This is a genomic window from Thermophagus xiamenensis, from assembly GCF_900112795.1.
Lineage (GTDB): Bacteria > Bacteroidota > Bacteroidia > Bacteroidales > Marinilabiliaceae > Thermophagus > Thermophagus xiamenensis.
Genome location: NZ_FONA01000025.1, coordinates 26989 through 46498 on the forward strand (window position 1 = coordinate 26989; position 19510 = coordinate 46498).

The window sequence follows — 19510 nt, forward strand, 5'->3', positions numbered from 1 at the left end:
TATTTTTCTTGTTGTGTTAAGTGCTTGTGAGTGAGGTGTATGTTGTTGTTTTTAATTAGAATTGATAAAAAGAAGAGGTCGCCGGCTTTTATGCTCAAACAATTTTACAATATATTTGCAGCCTAATACCCAAAGAGAAAAAAACGCTTTTTGGCCTTTTGGTGGCATTTGCCCAATAAGTTTTGTAATTTTTATGACAATTCTATAACAACTATACCAATATGGGAAATAACTTGTTAAAAGGAAAAAGAGGGATAATTTTCGGAGCCCTCAACGACATGTCTATTGCTTGGAAAGTTGCAGAAATGGCTAAGGAAGAAGGTGCAACCTTTACCTTGTCAAATACGCATGTGGCATGCCGCATGGGTGAAGTGGTCAATCTGGCAAAAAAAACCGATTCCGAGCTGATCCCTGCTGATGCAACAAATGTTGAAGACCTGGAAAATGTTTTCAAGAAATCGATGGAAGTTCTTGGAGGCAAAATTGATTTTGTACTCCATTCCATTGGTATGTCTCTTAATGTTCGGAAAAAAAGGGTATATCACGATTTGGATTACAACTACCTTCAAAAAACACTGGATATATCGGCCATTTCATTTCACAAAATGTTGCAGGTGGCATTTAAATTGGATGCCTTTAATGAGTGGGCTTCCGTCCTGGCTTTGTCATACGTGGCCGCACAACGAACTTTATATGGATACAATGACATGGCTGATGCCAAAGCTTTATTAGAATCTATCGCACGAAGTTTTGGATATATCTTGGGCAGGGAGAAAAAAGTGAGAGTTAATACTATCAGTCAGTCACCTACTATCACTACGGCAGGAAGTGGCGTTAAAGGTTTTGACGGATTGATGGATTTTGCCGACCGAATGTCGCCTTTAGGCAATGCCAACGCTGAAGATTGTGCAAGATATTGTATGGTGATGTTCTCTGATTATACCAGAAAAGTTACCATGCAAAATCTATATCATGACGGTGGCTTCTCCAGCATGGGGATGAGTATGAGAGCAATGAAACAATACAACAAAAGTTTTGATACGGGGGACGTCGACGATATGTATTAACGATTATCATATTCATTGTTATTGTGAGATAAACAAATATCAAGGCCACCCCAAATTTTTGGGAGTGGCTTTTATTTTAAGTATATTTGGCGCGGTTAATTTTTAACCATTTACAATATAGCCAGCGTTTTTAATTTAATTATTAGACCGAATATCTATAATTGGTAGTTGACTGATTGTTTAAATGTTAGCTTAATAGTTTTGATTTTTTCGGTTGGGTTTTTTACTGAATATTAAAACAAAAGATAAATGGATAAATATCAGATTAATCATCTGAAGGAATTAGAGGCCGAATCGATTTTTGTTATACGGGAAGTTGCTGCCCAATTTGAAAATCCTGTCATGTTATTTTCCGGCGGGAAAGATTCTATTGTGATGTTTCATCTGGCCCGAAAAGCCTTTTGGCCTGCAAAGGTGCCATTCCCGTTAATGCACATCGATACAGGCCATAACTTCCCTGAAACTTTGGAATACAGGGACCGATTAATGGAAAAAACCGGAACCCGGTGTATTGTTAAGTATGTTCAGGATACTATTGATCAAGGTAAGGCTGTTGAAGAAACCGGAATAAATGCCAGCCGGAATAAAATTCAAACCATTACTTTGTTAGATGCAATAGAGGAAGAAAAATTTGATGCTGCTATGGGGGGAGGACGACGCGATGAAGAAAAAGCCAGAGCTAAAGAACGCTTCTTTTCTCACCGCGATGAGTTCGGTCAGTGGGACCCCAAAAATCAACGGCCTGAATTGTGGAATCTTTTTAACGGTAAAAAGAAAATGGGTGAACACTTTAGAGTTTTCCCCATTAGTAACTGGACAGAGATGGATGTATGGCAGTACATCTATATGGAAAATATTGAAATGCCTTCCTTATATTTTACCCATAAGCGGGAAGTCTTCCAGCGTGATGGAATTTGGCTCGCTAAAGCACCTTTTATGCAGTTAAAAGAGGGAGAAAAAGTGGAGGTGCGTGACGTACGGTGCCGAACCATTGGAGATATGACGTGTACAGGGGTTACTTTATCTAAAGCCAATAGTATTGAGGATATTATTAAGGAAGTTGCTGCAACACGTGTTACTGAAAGAGGCGGTCGTGCTGATGACAAACGTTCCGAATCGTCGATGGAAGACCGCAAACGCGAAGGATATTTTTAATGGTATATTTTACCCGATATCCTTTAACCTGTGATCGTAAACGTATAATCTTATTTTTATTTCTTTGGAACATTACTAATTGGGATATAATTAAAAAAAATGAGTGGAAAAGATTCCGGATATTTAGATATGGAACTTTTGCGGTTCACCACTGCAGGAAGCGTGGATGACGGCAAAAGTACTCTTATAGGTCGATTATTATACGATTCAAAGGCTATCTTTGAAGATCAATTGGAAGCTATTGAAAGGGCGAGCCTCCGTACCGGAGCCGAAAACGTTAATTTGGCTTTACTTACCGACGGCCTTAGAGCAGAACGTGAACAAGGTATTACCATTGATGTGGCATATCGCTATTTCGCCACACCCAAACGAAAATTCATCATCGCAGATACCCCGGGGCATATTCAGTATACCCGTAATATGGTTACCGGTGCCAGTACTGCCAATGCCGCGATCATTTTGGTCGATGCAAGACATGGTGTGCTGGAACAAACCCGAAGGCATGCATATATCGCTTCGCTTTTACAGATTCCTCATATTATTATCTGCGTTAACAAAATGGACCTGGTGGACTATAGCGAAGAGGTTTTTGAGAACATTAAAAATGACATGGAAGATGTCGCTTCCAAATTGTCTGCTAAAGATGTTCGGTATGTTCCTATTAGTGCCTTAGTGGGGGATAATGTGGTGACTCGTTCCGATAAAATGGATTGGTACCAGGGACCAACATTAATGTATTTATTGGAAAATATTCATATCGGAAGCGATATCAATCGTGAAGATTTCAGATATCCGGTGCAGTATGTAATTAGGCCTCAATCTAAAGATTATCCCGATTATAGAGGGTATGCCGGACGTATCGCGAGCGGAAGCATTAACGTGGGTGAAACCGTTAAAGTATTACCTTCGGGTTTTACCTCTAAAGTTAAGTCTATTGACCTTTTTTCCGAAAGCTTGCCAATGGCTTTCGCGCCTCAGTCAGTCTCTATTACTCTTGAAGATGACATCGATATTAGCAGGGGAGATATGTTGGTCAAAGAAAACAACGGACGTGGACCTAACATTGGCCAGGACATTGACCTCATGCTTTGTTGGTTTAATGAACGAAACCTGGTACCGCGTGGCAAATATCTTATCCGACATACAACTACAGAAATGCGCTGTATGGTTACCGATGTTGAGTATAAGATGAATATAAATACCCTGGAAAAAGATTATGATGATTTGAAAATTGGAATGAATGATATCGCCAGGGTACATTTACGAACTACGAAACCCTTGTTTTACGATTCTTATAATGTTAACCGAACAACCGGTAGCATCATCCTTATAGATGAAGGCACCAATGAAACCGTGGCTGCCGGAATGATTGTTTAGGCATATTTCTCACATCAAAAATACCGTCAATTTCAGTTTGTGGAGTTGGCGGTTTTTTTATGCTATTCCCTTTTGCTATAGTCCCTATTATCGTTGGCTGTAAGCTCTTAATACAAAAAAATAATTACCTCAGACCTAAAATATCTTATTTAACAGGGTACTCTCGTTTTCGAGGCAGGCAAAGTTAAAACCGGAAAACTATTTTGGTTTTTTAAGTTTTCGGTTTACTTTTGAGTCGCGAAAAATAATTTGGATGGATACTAGGGAGAAAATATTAAGAAGGGCTAGTCAGTTATTTTTCACGCGAGGCATTAAGCATGTCACTATGGACGAGTTGGCTATGGAGGTAGGCGTATCAAAGCGAACGATTTATGAAGTTTTTAAAGATAAATATGACCTTCTTCAAGCATCCATCCATTTCTTTCAGAATGAGCGTGAACAGCTTCTGAAGAATATAATTGACCATTCTGAGAATGTTATTGATAGCATTGTAAGGATGTTGAATTTGGGGCTTGAAAGCACCAAACTGGTGACCCCTATTTATTTACATGAGCTTAAGAAGTTTTATCCTGAAGTGTGGGATGAAACCATTCGCAAAAGTCGCGAATCTTCGCACGATAAACTGCAAAAGTTATTGGATAGAGGGAAACAGGAGGGGGTATTCCGTGACGATATCAATTCTCGTTTGGTGGCTCGGATTTTTTATGAACAAATGTTTTTGGTGCACAATAAAGATATTTTCCCTGAAGAGGAGTTCCCCACCAAAGAATTGTACGAAAATATCTTCTTGAATTTCGCCAGAGGTATATGCACTTTAAAAGGCTTAAAAATGCTTGAAGAATTATTGACCGACCCTAAAACTAACAGATTTGGATTGTAAGAAGGGAAAAGTCTTTATAAATGCAACTAACAGGATGTTCCAATCTTATGCTACCAAAAACAGGCACAAGTATGGTGACTTTTGTTACAAAAGAACTTGTATAAAAGTACATAGGCAGAAATTGCCCTGACAGGAGGCAGCAGAAGTTTTTAGTGATTTTTGAAAAGGCGTTCGTGGTGGGTCAACAGGCAGTATACTTTAGTGTCGAGTGGGACTATTGACTAAATAACTAATCACTAAAGACTAATCTTTATAATCAAAACAAAACTTAATTCGATTTGAAGAATAAAAGAAAAGGCTATGAAAATGGTATGCAAAAGGACGATTTTGGGGCTTTTGAGTTTTATACTTACTCTATTTCCCTTAACGGTAAACGCACAGGTTTCAGAGGTTAATGATACTTTGGTTCTTACATTAGAGAAATCTATAGAAATTGCCTTATCTGAAAATCCTACCATTAAAGTTGCCGATAAAGAAATTAAAAGGGTCGATTATTCTCGTAAAGAGGCTTGGTCAAACCTTATTCCTTCGGTCGTTGCCTCCGGGAGTTACAGCCGTAATGTCAGAAAACCGGTAATGTTTTTACCCGAAGATATGTCGGCAGGTTTTGGTGGAAAAAATACCATTGAGATAGGTTACGATAACAGTTATTCTGCCAGTGTCAGTGCTTCCATGCCGCTTTTTAATCTATCCCTATTTAGAAATATCCAGATGACAGAGGTGGAAATGAAAAGCGCACTGGAAAAAGCTCGTCAATCGAGAATTAATATGATTAACGAAGTCGAAAAAGCATATTTTAACTGTTTGCTTGCCAACGATTCATATAATGTGCTGCATCGTAGCCTGCAAAATGCTAAAGAAAACTATAACAGCATCCAACGTATGTATAAGCAAGGTGCTGCTGCCGAATATGATGTTATCCGTTCCGATGTTCAGGTCCGAAATATTGAACCTTCACTTACCCAGGCTGCCAATAGTCGTGAAATGGCTGTTTTAATGCTCAAAATCTTATTAGGTCTTGATAATGATGTCCCCATTAAATTTGCTCAAGACCTTTCAACTTTTAACGAGTTAATTGATAATATGCCGGAGAAACCACTTCTGGATATTTCCAATAATCCTGATGTTAGACAACTGGACATCCAGAAAATGTTAATTGATAAACAATTCGATTTAACACGCGCTACGCGCTATCCTACGCTATCTGCTTTTCTTAGATATCAGTTTCAGACCGAAGCTAACGATTTTGAATTTAATGAATATCAGTGGGTTAAACCTGTGGTGGCAGGGGTTCAGCTACAAATTCCGATTTTCAGTGGTTTTGCCAAACGGTATCAGGAAAAGCAGTTGGCAGTGAGCAAGGAACAACTTTCCTTTCAGAGAGAGGATTTGGAGCGTCAGGTAGCAGTTTCCGTTCTGAATGCTTATCGTTCTATGGAGGCAGCTCTCGATAAGATTGAATCGGCAAAAGCGGCTGTTTACCAGGCTCAAAGAGGTTATGATATTGCCCAAAAGAGATATCAAACCGGGGCTGGAACGTTGCTTGAACTAAATGATGCCGAAGTGGCACTTACTCAAGCTCGGCTTAACCTTAACCAGGCCAGGTATGATTTTCTTACCGCTCATGCTGAATATGAGAAAAATTTAGGCATTAAGATCGATGCAAATTCTTTCTTAATTCCTGAAGATTAAGTATTTGCTTACTGCTTTTTACCGGTTATTCAGAATATTTTATATCCGGATTTTAATGATAGTTATAATATCCTTAATATAAATATTGTAGAGTGATGAAAATTAAAAGGTATTATCATATTAATTTCTTCCGTACAGCTATTTTGATGCTTAGTATGATTGCCTGTGGTGGCCCTAAAGATGTTAATCAGGATTCTTCGGACAGTGGCACCAGAAAGGTTAAAACTGCTTTTTCGAAACTTCAGAACGTGGAACAGGACCTGGATTTTACAGGTAATGTAGAACCCTTTGAACAGTATACCATAAGTCCTGCTTTGCAGCTTCGCATTAAGAAAATTTATGTGGATGTGGGCGATAGGGTCAAAAAAGGTCAACTACTGGTACAAATGGATCCTTCTCAACTGATTCAAACAAAGGCACAACTAAATAATCTTGAGAAAGAATATGCTCGTTTGGATACTCTTTTTCGTACAGGTAGTGTTTCTGAACAACAATTAGAACAGATTAAAACAGAGCTTGATGTACTTCGGGCCAATTATCAAAATCTTCAGGAAAACACAAGGCTTGTGGCACCGGGAAATGGCATTGTCACAGCCCGTAATTTTGAAGATGGTGACATGTACAACATGGCATTGGGGAAAGGCATTCTTACCGTGATGCAAATAAATCCCGTACAGGTCAATCTTAATATACCGGAACGTTATTATCCTTCTGTGCATAAAGGAATGCCTGTATCGCTTCGACTGGATGTTTATCCCGATACCATATTCCGGGGAACCGTTCATTTGAAATATCCGGCTTTAAATTCTGGTAGCAGAACATTTACGGTGGAGACATTATTCCCAAACCGTCAGGAGTTAATTCGTCCGGGAATGTTTGGCCGCATTAATATTGTATTTGAGACCCTCGAGCGGGTTACCGTACCCGATTTGGCCGTTCAAAAGCAACAGGGCACCGATGATTATTTTGTTTTTGTTGTAAACAATGGCAGGGTAAATCGAAAAGAGGTCAAAATAGGAAAGCATGTGGGAGAATATTTTGAAGTTATTCAGGGATTAGATGTCGGAGAAGAAGTAGTTGTTGAGGGCCTTGCCGGGCTTTTGGATGGTGCCAAAGTCGACGTAATTGAATAAGTTAATGTGTTTTGTTTATTAAGTTGTTGTGTAATCGATAATTAGTAGACGATGAGTATATACGAAAATGCGGTAAGAAAACCCGTTACGGTTATACTTATTTTCATTGGTGTGGTTATTTTAGGTCTTTTCTCTTTGCGTTACCTGCCCATCGACCTGTATCCCGAGATTGACCCACCAATAGTAAGTATATTTACCTTTTATGAAGGAGCCAGTGCAGCCGATATAGAAACCAATGTTACCCGTATATTGGAAGATAATTTAAATACCGTTAGCAACTTAAAAGAATTAACATCCATCTCTAAGGATAACACTTCGTTGGTTATGCTGGAATTTGAATGGGGTACCAACCTGGATGAAGCTACCAACGATATACGGGATGCCATAGGGCGGATTGAGTCCTATCTGCCCGAAGGGGTTGAAAAACCCATTATCTTCAAATTCAGTACCAGCATGATTCCCATTATGTTGTTGTCGGCAACGGCTGACGAGAGTTATCCGGCTTTGTCTAAAATACTGGATGAGGGTATCGTTAACCCGCTTAACAGAATTGAGGGCGTTGGTGCCGTATCCCTTTCCGGTGGTCCCGAACGGGAAATTCAGGTCATCGTGGACCCGCGTAAATTAGAAGCTTATAATATTAGTGTTGAACAAATAGGGGCGGTTATTGGTCAGGAAAATCTCAACCTTCCGGCCGGGGACCTCGATATTGGGAGTTATACCATTCCTATTCGTATCGAAGGTGAGTTTAAAGTCAGCAAAGAGATTGAACATCTGGTAGTCGGAACTTTTAATGGGAGTCCTGTAAAGATTGCCGATGTGGCAACAGTAAAGGATACTATTGCCGAAATGACTATCGACGAAAGAAGTAACGGGAGAGTTGGGGCCCGTATTGTGATTCAGAAACAATCGGGAGCCAATTCTGTAGCCATTGCCAGAGAGGTTAAAGAAAAACTTCCCGAATTAATGCGGCAACTACCGCCCGATATTAAAATTGATACCATCTTTGATACTTCTGAGTTCATCGAAAACTCTATCAACAGTCTTGCTACCACGGTTCTCTATGCCGGAATATTTGTGGTTTTGGTTGTTCTGTTTTTCCTGGGCAGGTGGAGGGCTACTTTTATTATCATTCTTACCATTCCCGTTTCACTTATTGTCTCATTCATCTATCTTTTTGTGAGTGGTAATACACTCAATATCATTTCCCTGTCGTCACTTTCCATTGCCATAGGGATGGTGGTTGATGATGCTATTGTGGTACTTGAAAATATTACCCGTCATATAGAGAAAGGAAGTTCACCTCGCGAAGCTGCCATTTATGGTACCAATGAAGTGGGTTTGGCGGTTGTGGCAACGACCTTAACTGTTGTGGCGGTATTTTTCCCGCTTACGCTGATACAGGGTTTGAGCGGTATTATGTTTCGGCAGCTGGGGATGATTGTTACACTGGTGGTTATTGTTTCAACTTTAGCGGCCCTGACGCTTACGCCCATGCTTTCGTCGCATATGCTGCGATTGATGCCGCCACGCAAGCCGGGGTTATCAAAAGCCATTTTCGGAACTATTGAAAAATGGCTCGAAAAACTGGACCGTTTTTATGAGCGACTGCTTAAATGGGCGGTCCATCACAAGGCATTTGTGATGGTTGGTTCTGCCATTATTTTTATTGCAAGCATTTCGTTGGTTTCTGTCGTTGGAACCGAATTTATACCACCGGCCGATAATGCTCATATTGAAGCTACCGTAGAACTGCCCATGAATCTTAGGTTGGAAAAAACACAGGAACTTGCAAGGCAGATTGAACAAATTTGGCAAGAAAACTATCCGGAAATAGAAGTTATATCGACCAGTGCAGGGGTGGCTGACGAGAGTAATATCTTTTCTGCTTTTGGTGAAAACGGTTCCCATATCATTAATTTTAATATTAGGCTATCCAACAGTACTGAGAGAGATAGAGATATCTATCTTATTGGTGACCTGATGCGGAAAGATTTAAGTAAAATACCCATTATTAAAGATTTCTCGGTGTGGCCGGGAGGAAGAGGAGAAATGGGCAGCGGTGCCGGTAATGTTGAAGTTATTATTTCCGGGTACGACTTAGATGTTACCGGGGCGTTAAGTGAAAAGATTGCCGAACGTATGGAAAATATAGAGGGATTGAGGGATATTGATATTAGTCGGGAGGAGTCTAAAGCAGCTTACCAGCTGGTTCTTGACCGTGAAAAATTGGGATTACACGGTCTGACTACGTCGGCTGTGGCCTCTGCTGTCCGTAATCGTATTAACGGTTTAGTTGCTACCCAATATCGGGAAGGAGGGGACGAATACAATGTGCGCGTCCGGTTCGACGAACCATTTAGAAAGTCTGTCGAAACTATTGAAAATATCCGTGTTTTTAACCAAAGGGGCGAAGCTGTCACTATCGGTGAATTAGGTCATGTCGAAGAGTATAATGCACCCCCTTCCATCGAGCGACGAAATCGGCAAAGGGTTATTACTGTTACCGGTTCGCTTTATAAAGCATCTATTTCGGATGTAGTCAATCAGATTAAAGCTGCAGTGGATGATATCGGAATTCCGCAAGGGGTTGGGGTAGATATTGGCGGTACCGCCGAAGACCAACAGGAGTCCTTTGCCGACCTGGGGCTTCTGCTGATACTGATTATTTTATTAGTTTATATTGTTATGGCATCTCAGTTCGAATCTTTGCGTTCGCCATTCATCATCATGTTTACCTTACCTTTTGCCTTTACAGGTGTCTTTTTGGCTCTTTATATTACCGGCACAACATTAAATCTGATATCATTGATTGGTGCAGTAATGCTGGTGGGTATTGTGGTGAAGAACGGTATCGTGTTGGTTGATTATATTAATCTTTTGCGTGACAGAGGGTTGGATTTGAATGAAGCAGTAATTTCAGGTGGTAAATCCAGACTCCGGCCTGTTCTTATGACCACTCTCACCACCATTCTGGGTATGTTACCATTAGCCATCGGCATTGGCGAAGGTGCCGAAATATGGCAACCCATGGGTGTGGCAATTATTGGCGGGCTTACATTTTCTACCTTGCTAACTCTTGTTCTGATGCCTGTGGTGTATACCATGTTAGGAGCCAACCGGTTTAAGAGAGAACAAAAACGAATTGCCAAACTGGATAAAGAAATTGAAGCTTAGGTTTTCTGACAATTATTTATGGGGATAAATAAATTCCTATGGTTTATTATTGCATGTCTATTGCCCATGAATTATGACGAACCACTCTGGCCAATAATTTAAATTTATACTGATGAAACGAGCATGACGACTTTTTGCCACAAAAGGACATGTATAAATGACAAGGCAGAAGTGCACAGGCAGAAGGCAGAAGAAGTCAATAGTCATTAGTTAAACAGTCATTAGTGGCTAGTGTTGATAAACTTATTACTAATCACTAATGACTAATCACTAACCACTAAGTAAACTTTATACTAATGAAAACAGTGTTTATTGTATATAACCAGGCACTTACCGAACGCGTAGAGCATATCCTCGACAAGCTGAATATTCGCGGGTATTCGCGATGGCCTCAGGTGCAGGGCAGGGGAAGCATTAATGGTGAACCCCATCAGGGTACCCATACATGGCCGGCATTGAATGAAGCTGTCTTAACCGTGGTAGAAGATGCGAAAGTAGAGGAATTAATGACCCTCTTGCGCCGCTTGAATGACAAGGCAGAGATGCAGGGACTTAGAGCTTTTATTTGGGATGCGGAAATAGGAATTTAATAAAATTCTTCTTCGGGGTAACTTTGAATGAAACCCATAAACTTTATCCAATTAAAGGCAAAGAAAAGGGGCCAGCCATTCTCATTTGGCCAGCCCCTTCTTTTGATTGAGGGTTTATATTTCGTTATTTTTTTAATCATCTGCTAAAATCGCCAACCCAAGGTTACGGCTAACTGGTGATCAATTGAAGTCATATCTGCAGGTTCCTGGACATCGGCTTGTATTTCATTTGAATAATAAAGTGAATGAATGTATGTCTCTTTGTTGTATAAATAAGCAATATCAATAGTCATGTTTCCTGCTCTAAATCCCATACCGCCTGTTATGTTATAGTGTTTTCCGTCTGAGTTCAGAAATTCACTTTTATAAGGGTTTTGGTTTTGGAAATAAGCATAGCCACCACGTAAGGCAAACATTGGAGTAACCATATATTCTGCACCTACCCTGAAATTATGAGTGGCACGAAAGGTATTTGAAATTACGTCATTTATTTGTTCTAAGAAATCTTTTTCCAAAACATCGTTGCTTTTACTTTTATATTTCATGTTAGAATAGTCGGTATATTCATAATCGAAAGAAACCAGGCCTTTGGTTCCAAAGACATAAGCAACACTTCCAACAGCCTTTATTGGAGTTCTGAAATTAAAAGAAAATTCACCCGGATCAGATTCTATCTCATAATTATCGGCATCAAAGAAATAGGCCTTGGCTCCTGTATCATATTCCATTTTCATTGAATAGTAGGTAGGCGTATGAAAAGAAGCCCCCAGACGTATACTATGGATTGGTTTATATATTACACCAAATTTCAGGTTAACACCCGTTCCCGTAGTTTTTTCATATTCATCGAAATAGAAATCATCGAGTATTTCCATTCCATTATTTTGCCGATAAGCAATATAGTCATCGTAAACTTCACTACCGGCCTTTTCATAATGTTGAGACTCTTTTTTATTGTGGATTGTAGCTATACCCAAGCTGGCTCCTGTATAAAATTTATTTCCGAAATTGGCCCCAAACGACAGGTCAAATAATCCGGAGTACCCTTTTTCGCTAATCATTTTCTTTTGGTTAATGCCATCAACTGGCCCGAGCTCTAGGAAGCCTTCGTCATTAACAAATTCATAGGCGTGCATATATTCATTAACGCTGCTGCCCGGGACCAAATCCAATAAATAGGCATCATAGGCAATGCCGGTATAGAAGTCATCAAGCTGATTGGGAGCGAGGCCATATGCATTGGTTGCAAACATATGCAACAAAGAAGATTTTACCCCATCATGCTCAATAAAACTTTTCCGGTTATAATTGTTTGTTCTGCTGTATCCAATACCAAAGTGAGTGCTTACCAGTCCACTGGTTTCTCGCATTAATCGCGAAGTTCCTACATAGGATATATGGTTAATGGGAAAACTGAATTTATCATCGCTTGATGTAGTGCCATAATAGTCACTTTCAGTATTGTTATATATTAATGAGGGAGTAAATGAGAACTCGCTGCTTCGGTATACCGCAATACCGGCCGGATTGATGCTTATGGCCGAGTAATCACCTCCCAAAGCGCCCATAGCACCTCCCAAACCAATGCTTCTTGCTGTCCCTGTGGGCCGCTGATAAGAATAATTGAGGGCATTATCTTCATTCTGTCCGTTGGATACAACAGTCGACAGTGAGAATATAAAAACCGGTATTAAAATCTTGTTATTAAACATATTGAAAGGATTTGGAAGTTTTAAGATTCCGGGGCATTCACCCCGGAATCAGGGAATTCAGATTATGAAAAATGCTATCTTAATAATACTGGTGAGTTATCTTCTTCCACTTCTTATAGTGCTTCCGCTACTTGATCCGCTACTTCCGCTGCTTCGACTGCCTGATGAGCTGCTTCCCGAATAGGAACTGCTGCTCCGAGTGGTAGAAGTGCTGCGATATCCTGATGATGAACTTGAACTGCGGGAAGGCGTATAGGTACTTCTTTGGACACTGGTTCGTCGGAGGGTACTGCTACCGCTATTATAATTGTATGTTCTGCTTGGTGTGGAAACTGACCGTCTGGTAGAGCTTCCTGAACTCCCTGATTTAAGATATTGAGTAGAAACGTTACTACTTTTCACCTGACGAGTATAACTGCTGGCACGGTTATATGAAGGTTTGGACGCATTATCGGGCTGACTGTAAGTTGGTGTAGAACTTCTTCGGGATGTGGTTTGAACCGTCCCTGTAGAGGCACCACTACCTTGATAACGGCTTATGGTGCGTTCCTGCGAACTACTTCTAGTGGCCGACTTAAGTGTTTCCTGTCCGGAACCTTGTATTACACGTTGGGTATTCCCGTTGCTACTAATAACGTTGGTGGAGCCATCGGCATTTTGAACAATCCTGCTTCCGCTAGGTGTGGTTGTTATGGTATTGCCGGCTTCGCCACTGCTTCTTTTTAATGTATTACTTTGAGTAGTAGCCGTGCTGACTCGCCTTGTATTACTACTCAATGTGGGTTTTATACCTTTGTATACGTATCGATCTTTATGTTTATCCCGATAAATGGGATGGTGATAGGGGTGATGCCAATATGAATAATAGGGTCTGTGATAATATGGCCACCCATAGTAAAACGGACTATAGAATGGATCGTACCATCCTATGCCGTAGTATCCGTAATAGAAGGGATCACCCCAGAAAGAGCTATATCCAAAGGAGAAATGCCAGGGTGTACTCCAACGATCGAACCGATAGCGATCGTACCACGGATTACTCCAGGTCGGGAAAACATACGCATAATTTCCGTCTACGTATACATTCCAGTTGGGATCATCAAAATAGACAAATTGATCATACAGCGATGACCAATACGGGATGCGGGTAAATGGTCCGTGGAAACGGATAAGGCGTTCGGCATAATCTCTATCCATTTCACTGCCGTCAAATCCGCCTACCCAGTAGCCGGTTTCTTCATTATAATATATCAACGAATCCACTTCGTCCTTATCTTCATCCGCCAGGATAGAAGCATATTTTTGTTGAATGTCAGAAAAATCACGGGTGTCACGTTGTTCTTTAGCCAAATCACTGCTTTGATATGAGCGGATTAATTGACGTTCTTCCTGCTTAATTTCTTTTTGTTCTTCTTTAGCGATAGAGGGCACCGGTGCAAATGCCTGCTCCATAGTTTCCTTCGTCAAATCCGGCGCATAATAAATATCGTCATAATATACCCCGGTTGATGCCATTCGGCCGGTAGCGCATCCTCCTGACACTATCAGCAAAACAGCCGCTGTTGTGATTAATCCTAACTTTTTCATGAGGCATCCTCCTGTTGTTTATAGTGATTTTCAAGCAAATTTCATACCAAAAGACTGTTTTTTTTAGCGGTTTGTTAAAAAATGTTTTCACACCGTGCCCTCGCCCTCATTTAAGCCTTTTTTCAATTCGAATTATTGATTCTTCCATCATAATAATACAATAATTTGGCCACAATAGATACGATTTAGTTCTCGGATGGTCACAATGTTAATTCATTTTTATTAATTTCGTGCCTGTTTTCTTTTCCAACCAATACTTTAGGTGGTTGGTTCAATAACGAATTATAAATTTCTATTATAAGATTATGGCAAAAGTATTGACGCCCAGGAGCGAGAACTATGCACAATGGTACAACGATTTGGTGATAAAAGCCGGCCTTGCGGAAAATTCGGCTGCACGCGGATGTATGGTGATTAAACCTTATGGCTATGCCATTTGGGAAAAGATACAGCGTATACTGGATGACATGTTTAAGGAAACCGGTCATCAAAATGCCTACTTCCCGCTTTTTATACCTAAATCATTCTTTAGCCGTGAGGCCGAACACGTAGAGGGGTTTGCAAAAGAATGTGCAGTGGTTACTCATTATCGTCTAAAAAATAATCCGGATGGAAAGGGTGTTGTTGTAGATCCCGACGCGCGGCTGGAAGAAGAGTATATCGTTAGACCCACTTCCGAAACCATCATTTGGAATACATATCGCGATTGGATACAGTCGTACCGTGACTTGCCAATAAAAATTAATCAATGGGCCAATGTGGTACGATGGGAGATGCGTACACGGCTTTTTCTTCGTACCGCCGAATTTTTATGGCAAGAGGGACATACGGCTCATGCCACCCGTGAAGAAGCTATCGAAGAGGCCGAAACAATGCTTAAAGTTTATGCTCAATTTGCCGAGCAATATATGGCCATGCCTGTTTTGAAGGGATATAAAACCGCCAGTGAGCGGTTTGCCGGAGCGGTCGAAACCCTTACCATTGAGGCACTGATGCAGGATGGGAAAGCTCTTCAGTCGGGAACCTCTCACTTTTTGGGCCAGAATTTTGCCCGCGTCTTTGATGTGAAATTCCAGACAAAAGAAGGAAAAGAAGAATATGTCTGGGCTACTTCCTGGGGCGTCTCTACCCGATTAATGGGGGCCTTAATCATGTCGCACTCCGACGATAACGGATTGGTATTGCCACCAAAACTGGCTCCCATTCAGGTGGTTATTGTTCCTATTTATAAAAAGGAAGAAGAACTGAAACAAATTGTAGAACAGGCCGAAAAAATTGCCACGGCCTTAAAACAACTTGGCATTTTGGTCAAAATTGATGATGACGACAAACATAAGCCGGGATGGAAATTTGCTCAGTACGAACTGCAAGGTGTTCCGGTGCGATTAGCCATAGGTCCGCGCGACCTGCAAAACGGTACCGTTGAAGTAGCGCGAAGAGATACCCTTTCTAAAGAAGTGGTACCGGTTACCGGTATTGAGAAACGCATTTCCGAACTGTTAGACGAAATTCAAAACGGAATTTATCAACGAGCCCTGAAATTTAGAGATGAAAATACCCGGAAGGTTGATTCCTATGACGAATTCAAAAAGGTGCTTGATGAAAAAGGTGGATTTATTCTGGCTCATTGGGATGGAACCCCGGAAACGGAAGAAAAAATAAAACAGGAAACGAAAGCTACCATCCGTTGTATCCCTATCAACAATGAAAAAGAAGAGGGAAAGTGTATGGTTACCGGTAAACCTTCTTCACAAAGAGTTGTTTTTGCCAGGGCTTATTAGGTGTTTAATTTATTCAAAGGGCTCTAAAGTACTTTCTTGATTGTTATTTTTTTAAGATAATTATTACTACCCCCTTGTTTTGGATGAGGGGGTTTTTTTATGTTTTTATCATTTAATGTGAAAATAAATAAGTTGTTTCCACGAGCCGCCCTCCGAAGCACAAGTGAGCATCTCCCTACGGGGCCAGGGAGGGTCTCCCTACGAGGCTAGTGAAAGTCTCCCTACGGGGCTAGTGAGAGTCTCCCTACGGGGCTAGTGAGAGTCTCCCTACGGGGCTAGTGAGAGTCTCCCTACGAGGCTAGTGAGAGTCTCCCTACGGGGCTAGGGAAGGTCTCCCTACGAGGCTAGTGAGGGTCTCCCTACGAGGCAAGTGAGGGTCTCACTACGGGGCCGGGGAATACCTTCTTCCGGAGTGAGGTAAGTATTGTTGTGATTCTGATTGTATTTTCGCAAGTTAGATGTGTGATAAAATATAACAAAAGGATTGTTTGATTGAATAACAAATAAATAATAGGGGTAAAGGTCAACTAAATTCGCGGATTGAGGCAAAGTCTTTCTGTTATTTTTTTTATCTTGCAATAGTTTTTTATAAAATCAATAGATATATGACATCTTTAACAGAGCGTTTTTTTAAATACATAAAGTTTGATACTCAGTCCGACCCCAATACCGGGTTAACGCCCAGTACGCCTGGTCAGATGATTTTTGCCAAATATCTTGCCGAAGAACTAAAAGAGATAGGGTTGCAGGATGTAGACCTTGATGAAAACGGTTACATAATGGCCACATTGCCATCTAACATCGACCGGGAGGTGCCCGTTGCAGGTTTTATTGCTCACATGGATACCAGCCCCGATTTTACGGGTAAAAATGTTTCGCCCAAAATAATTAAAGATTATGACGGGGGTGAGATTATTCTTAATGAAGAAGAGGGTATTGTACTAAAACCGGAAGAATTTCCGGAATTAAAAAAATATATTGGTCAGGACATTATAACAACCGATGGCACCACCTTATTAGGCGCCGATGATAAGGCCGGAATTACCGAAATTGTTTCGGCCATGGAATACCTGATTCAACATCCGGAAATAAAACATGGAAAAATACGGGTTGGTTTTACCCCTGATGAAGAAATTGGTGAGGGTGCAAATCTTTTTAATGTTGAAAAGTTTGGGGCCGACTTTGCATATACCATCGATGGTGGTGAAATCGGTGAACTGGAGTTCGAGAATTTTAATGCAGCATTGGCTAAAGTGACAGCACATGGTCGTAACGTTCATCCGGGATATGCCCGGGGGAAGATGCGAAATTCTATGCGAATAGCTAATCAGCTGATATCCATGCTGCCGCGTCACGAAACGCCTGAACATTCGGAGGGTTATGAGGGCTTTTACCATTTGATGTCTTTTAATGGTGATGTGGAAAAGACCGAAATGCAGTTTTTGATTCGTGACTTTAAACGGGACCGTTTTGAAGACCGAAAAAAAGAGATGGAGCATTTGGTTAGAAAGGTTAACAAAGAATTTGGTGAGGGGACTATGGAGCTTGAGATAAAAGACCAATATTATAACATGCGCGAAAAAATTGAGCCGGTGATGTATATAGTGGATTTGGCCGAAAAAGCTATGCGCGAAGCAGGGGTTGTGCCCAAAATTAAACCTATACGAGGAGGCACCGATGGTGCCAGGTTGGCTTTCATGGGGCTGCCTACCCCCAATATCTTTGCCGGCGGACATAATTTCCACGGACGCTATGAATTCTTACCTATTCCTTCGATGGAAAAAGCGATGGAGGTAATACTTAAGATTGCTGCATTGGTGCCCTCTATTAAAAAATAATTTTTCTGACTTTCATAAATTTGGTGTTAGGTTGGATTTATTTAAGTGCAATTTGGTATTACCTAATTATTGCAGAGATGAAAAGGTTGATTTTAGTACGACATGCAAAAGCGGAACCGCTTACCGATGCCAAAGATGATTTTGGCCGACAACTGAAAAAAAGAGGGATTAAAGACGTCCGATTGATTTCAGACCATTTAATTGGCAAGCGCATTGTCCCGGATACTATCATTTCCAGTCCGGCTCATAGAGCCTTGCAAACAGCACAAATTATGGCCGGGGCTTATAGTATCCCCGAAATAGAAATTATTAAGTTACCTTTGATATACGAAGGATATACCATAGAGCAATTTTTGAAAGAAATTGCTCTGCGGGCACGTATGGTGGATTCGCTGATGGTAGTTGGTCACAATCCTGAAATTGCCATGACTGCCGTGCAACTGACGGGTGATAGATTTTTCAATTTTCCTACTACCGCTACCGCCTCCATTGTTTTTTCTGTTTCAGATTGGAATCAGATTAAAGTTGGTAGCGGTCGTACAGAACTCTTTGTTTTTCCTAAAGAGTTGAAAGACAGAAAATAAATATTTTGTGGTTACAAGATAGTTGTCTTATGAGCTTATTGTCTTAGAAGTTTATCTGTTAGCTTGTAAGGATTAATAAGATATTGCGGCAATAGATGGGGTTGACTGGCCCGAACCGGGCATATGTCAATCCCTCCCCGTCGTGTATAAAGGCATGCCACCATAAGTTGTTCAGGGGTAAACCTATCCCATAATCGTTTATAAATCATTTCGCAAATCTCCTCATGAAAATGATTTTCATTACGGATAGATACTAAATATTTTAATAACCCAATTTTATCGGGTATATCCTTACCTTTAAGATAAATGAAAGCGCTGCCCCAATCAGGTTGGAAGGTTACCTTACAATTACTTCGCAGAAGATGGGTGGCCACTTTTAGGATGTTTTTTTCTGAAGATGACTGCTCCGAACAAAGCAGATGCGGTGCTTCCCGGTACTCAGAAAAGGTTACCGTTTCAATCCTTCCGGTCTTCTCCAGAAGTTCATATCCCCAAAAATCAAAATATTGAGATTCTTTGGCATCAAAAAAATGCAGTGTTACCTCGGTTTGCAATACTTTGCTAATATCTTTCTGAATTATTGATATCACTTCTTTTATGCCTTCCCGCGGGGTAGCTCCATACCGTTCCATGTTGAGCGAATTGAGGTACAATTTAAGTGATTTACTCTCTACAAGGAATGGACTATCGGAAGGATAAACCATTTTGAGAATACCTGTTACCGGCAGTCCTTTTTGAGTGAGAAAACTAAATTCGTAAGCATGCCATACGTCATATCCCGTAAATGGTAATTGGTTGTTATATAGCCCATATTGTTCCCGGTTCAGATGTCGGGGTACGGGAACCAACATTTCCGGGGCATACTGTTGCGGATATTGAACAGATTTTCCCAAATACTTCGATTCATTCATGATATTAATATAATCTTAAATAATAG

Annotated in this window: 14 protein-coding genes; 11 read left to right on the plus strand and 3 right to left on the minus strand. The window is 40.7% G+C overall.

Annotated elements, in window-relative coordinates:
* The first annotated feature begins 221 nt into the window (after nt 1-221).
* From BM130_RS13515 to BM130_RS13550, 8 genes are all read left to right on the plus strand, one after another.
* Complete coding sequence (locus BM130_RS13515) at nt 222-1067, plus strand: enoyl-ACP reductase FabI (protein ID WP_010528429.1); 846 nt, start codon at nt 222-224, stop codon at nt 1065-1067.
* 249 nt (nt 1068-1316) lie between these two features.
* Nucleotides 1317-2222: a sulfate adenylyltransferase subunit CysD gene (gene cysD / locus BM130_RS13520; RefSeq protein WP_010528430.1), complete on the plus strand. Its 906-nt coding sequence runs from the start codon at nt 1317-1319 to the stop codon at nt 2220-2222.
* Between the two features lie 99 nt (nt 2223-2321).
* The gene (locus BM130_RS13525; RefSeq protein WP_029626699.1) at nt 2322-3599 is read left to right on the plus strand and encodes a sulfate adenylyltransferase subunit 1; all 1278 of its coding nucleotides are present in this window, start codon (nt 2322-2324) and stop codon (nt 3597-3599) included.
* Nucleotides 3600-3852: 253 nt separating this feature from the next.
* Nucleotides 3853-4479: a TetR/AcrR family transcriptional regulator gene (locus tag BM130_RS13530; RefSeq protein ID WP_010528432.1), complete on the plus strand. Its 627-nt coding sequence runs from the start codon at nt 3853-3855 to the stop codon at nt 4477-4479.
* 300 nt (nt 4480-4779) lie between these two features.
* On the plus strand, nt 4780-6171 hold the full coding sequence (locus BM130_RS13535) for a TolC family protein (protein WP_010528433.1): 1392 nt from the start codon (nt 4780-4782) through the stop codon (nt 6169-6171).
* A gap of 95 nt (nt 6172-6266) precedes the next feature.
* Nucleotides 6267-7304, plus strand: coding sequence for an efflux RND transporter periplasmic adaptor subunit (locus tag BM130_RS13540; protein WP_010528434.1), 1038 nt, complete (start codon nt 6267-6269; stop codon nt 7302-7304).
* A gap of 51 nt (nt 7305-7355) precedes the next feature.
* Nucleotides 7356-10481, plus strand: coding sequence for an efflux RND transporter permease subunit (locus BM130_RS13545; protein ID WP_010528435.1), 3126 nt, complete (start codon nt 7356-7358; stop codon nt 10479-10481).
* 296 nt (nt 10482-10777) lie between these two features.
* Entirely contained in the window at nt 10778-11071 is a 294-nt protein-coding gene (locus BM130_RS13550; RefSeq protein WP_010528436.1) for a PG0541 family transporter-associated protein, read from the plus strand.
* A 143-nt stretch (nt 11072-11214) separates the two neighbouring features.
* Here the strand turns inward: BM130_RS13550 and BM130_RS13555 are convergent, their stop codons facing one another.
* Nucleotides 11215-12783 (minus strand): OmpP1/FadL family transporter, encoded by a 1569-nt coding sequence (locus BM130_RS13555; protein ID WP_010528437.1) that lies wholly within the window; start codon nt 12781-12783, stop codon nt 11215-11217.
* A gap of 96 nt (nt 12784-12879) precedes the next feature.
* Nucleotides 12880-14370 carry a hypothetical protein gene (locus tag BM130_RS13560; protein WP_010528438.1) on the minus strand — a complete coding sequence of 497 codons (1491 nt, stop codon included), beginning with the start codon at nt 14368-14370 and terminating at the stop codon, nt 12880-12882.
* Between the two features lie 305 nt (nt 14371-14675).
* On the opposite strand from BM130_RS13560, the gene proS reads away from it, so the two are divergent.
* The 3 genes from proS to BM130_RS13575 all read left to right on the plus strand — a co-directional run bounded on the left by proS (nt 14676) and on the right by BM130_RS13575 (nt 18573).
* A complete protein-coding gene (gene proS / locus BM130_RS13565) occupies nt 14676-16151 on the plus strand; it encodes a proline--tRNA ligase (protein WP_010528439.1) in 1476 nt (491 codons plus the stop codon).
* A 605-nt stretch (nt 16152-16756) separates the two neighbouring features.
* Nucleotides 16757-17989, plus strand: coding sequence for a peptidase T (pepT, locus tag BM130_RS13570; protein ID WP_010528440.1), 1233 nt, complete (start codon nt 16757-16759; stop codon nt 17987-17989).
* 77 nt (nt 17990-18066) lie between these two features.
* Nucleotides 18067-18573: a SixA phosphatase family protein gene (locus BM130_RS13575; RefSeq protein WP_029626701.1), complete on the plus strand. Its 507-nt coding sequence runs from the start codon at nt 18067-18069 to the stop codon at nt 18571-18573.
* A 35-nt stretch (nt 18574-18608) separates the two neighbouring features.
* Here the strand turns inward: BM130_RS13575 and BM130_RS13580 are convergent, their stop codons facing one another.
* Complete coding sequence (locus BM130_RS13580; protein ID WP_010528442.1) at nt 18609-19484, minus strand: NADPH-dependent 7-cyano-7-deazaguanine reductase QueF; 876 nt, start codon at nt 19482-19484, stop codon at nt 18609-18611.
* Between the last annotated feature and the right edge of the window lie 26 nt (nt 19485-19510).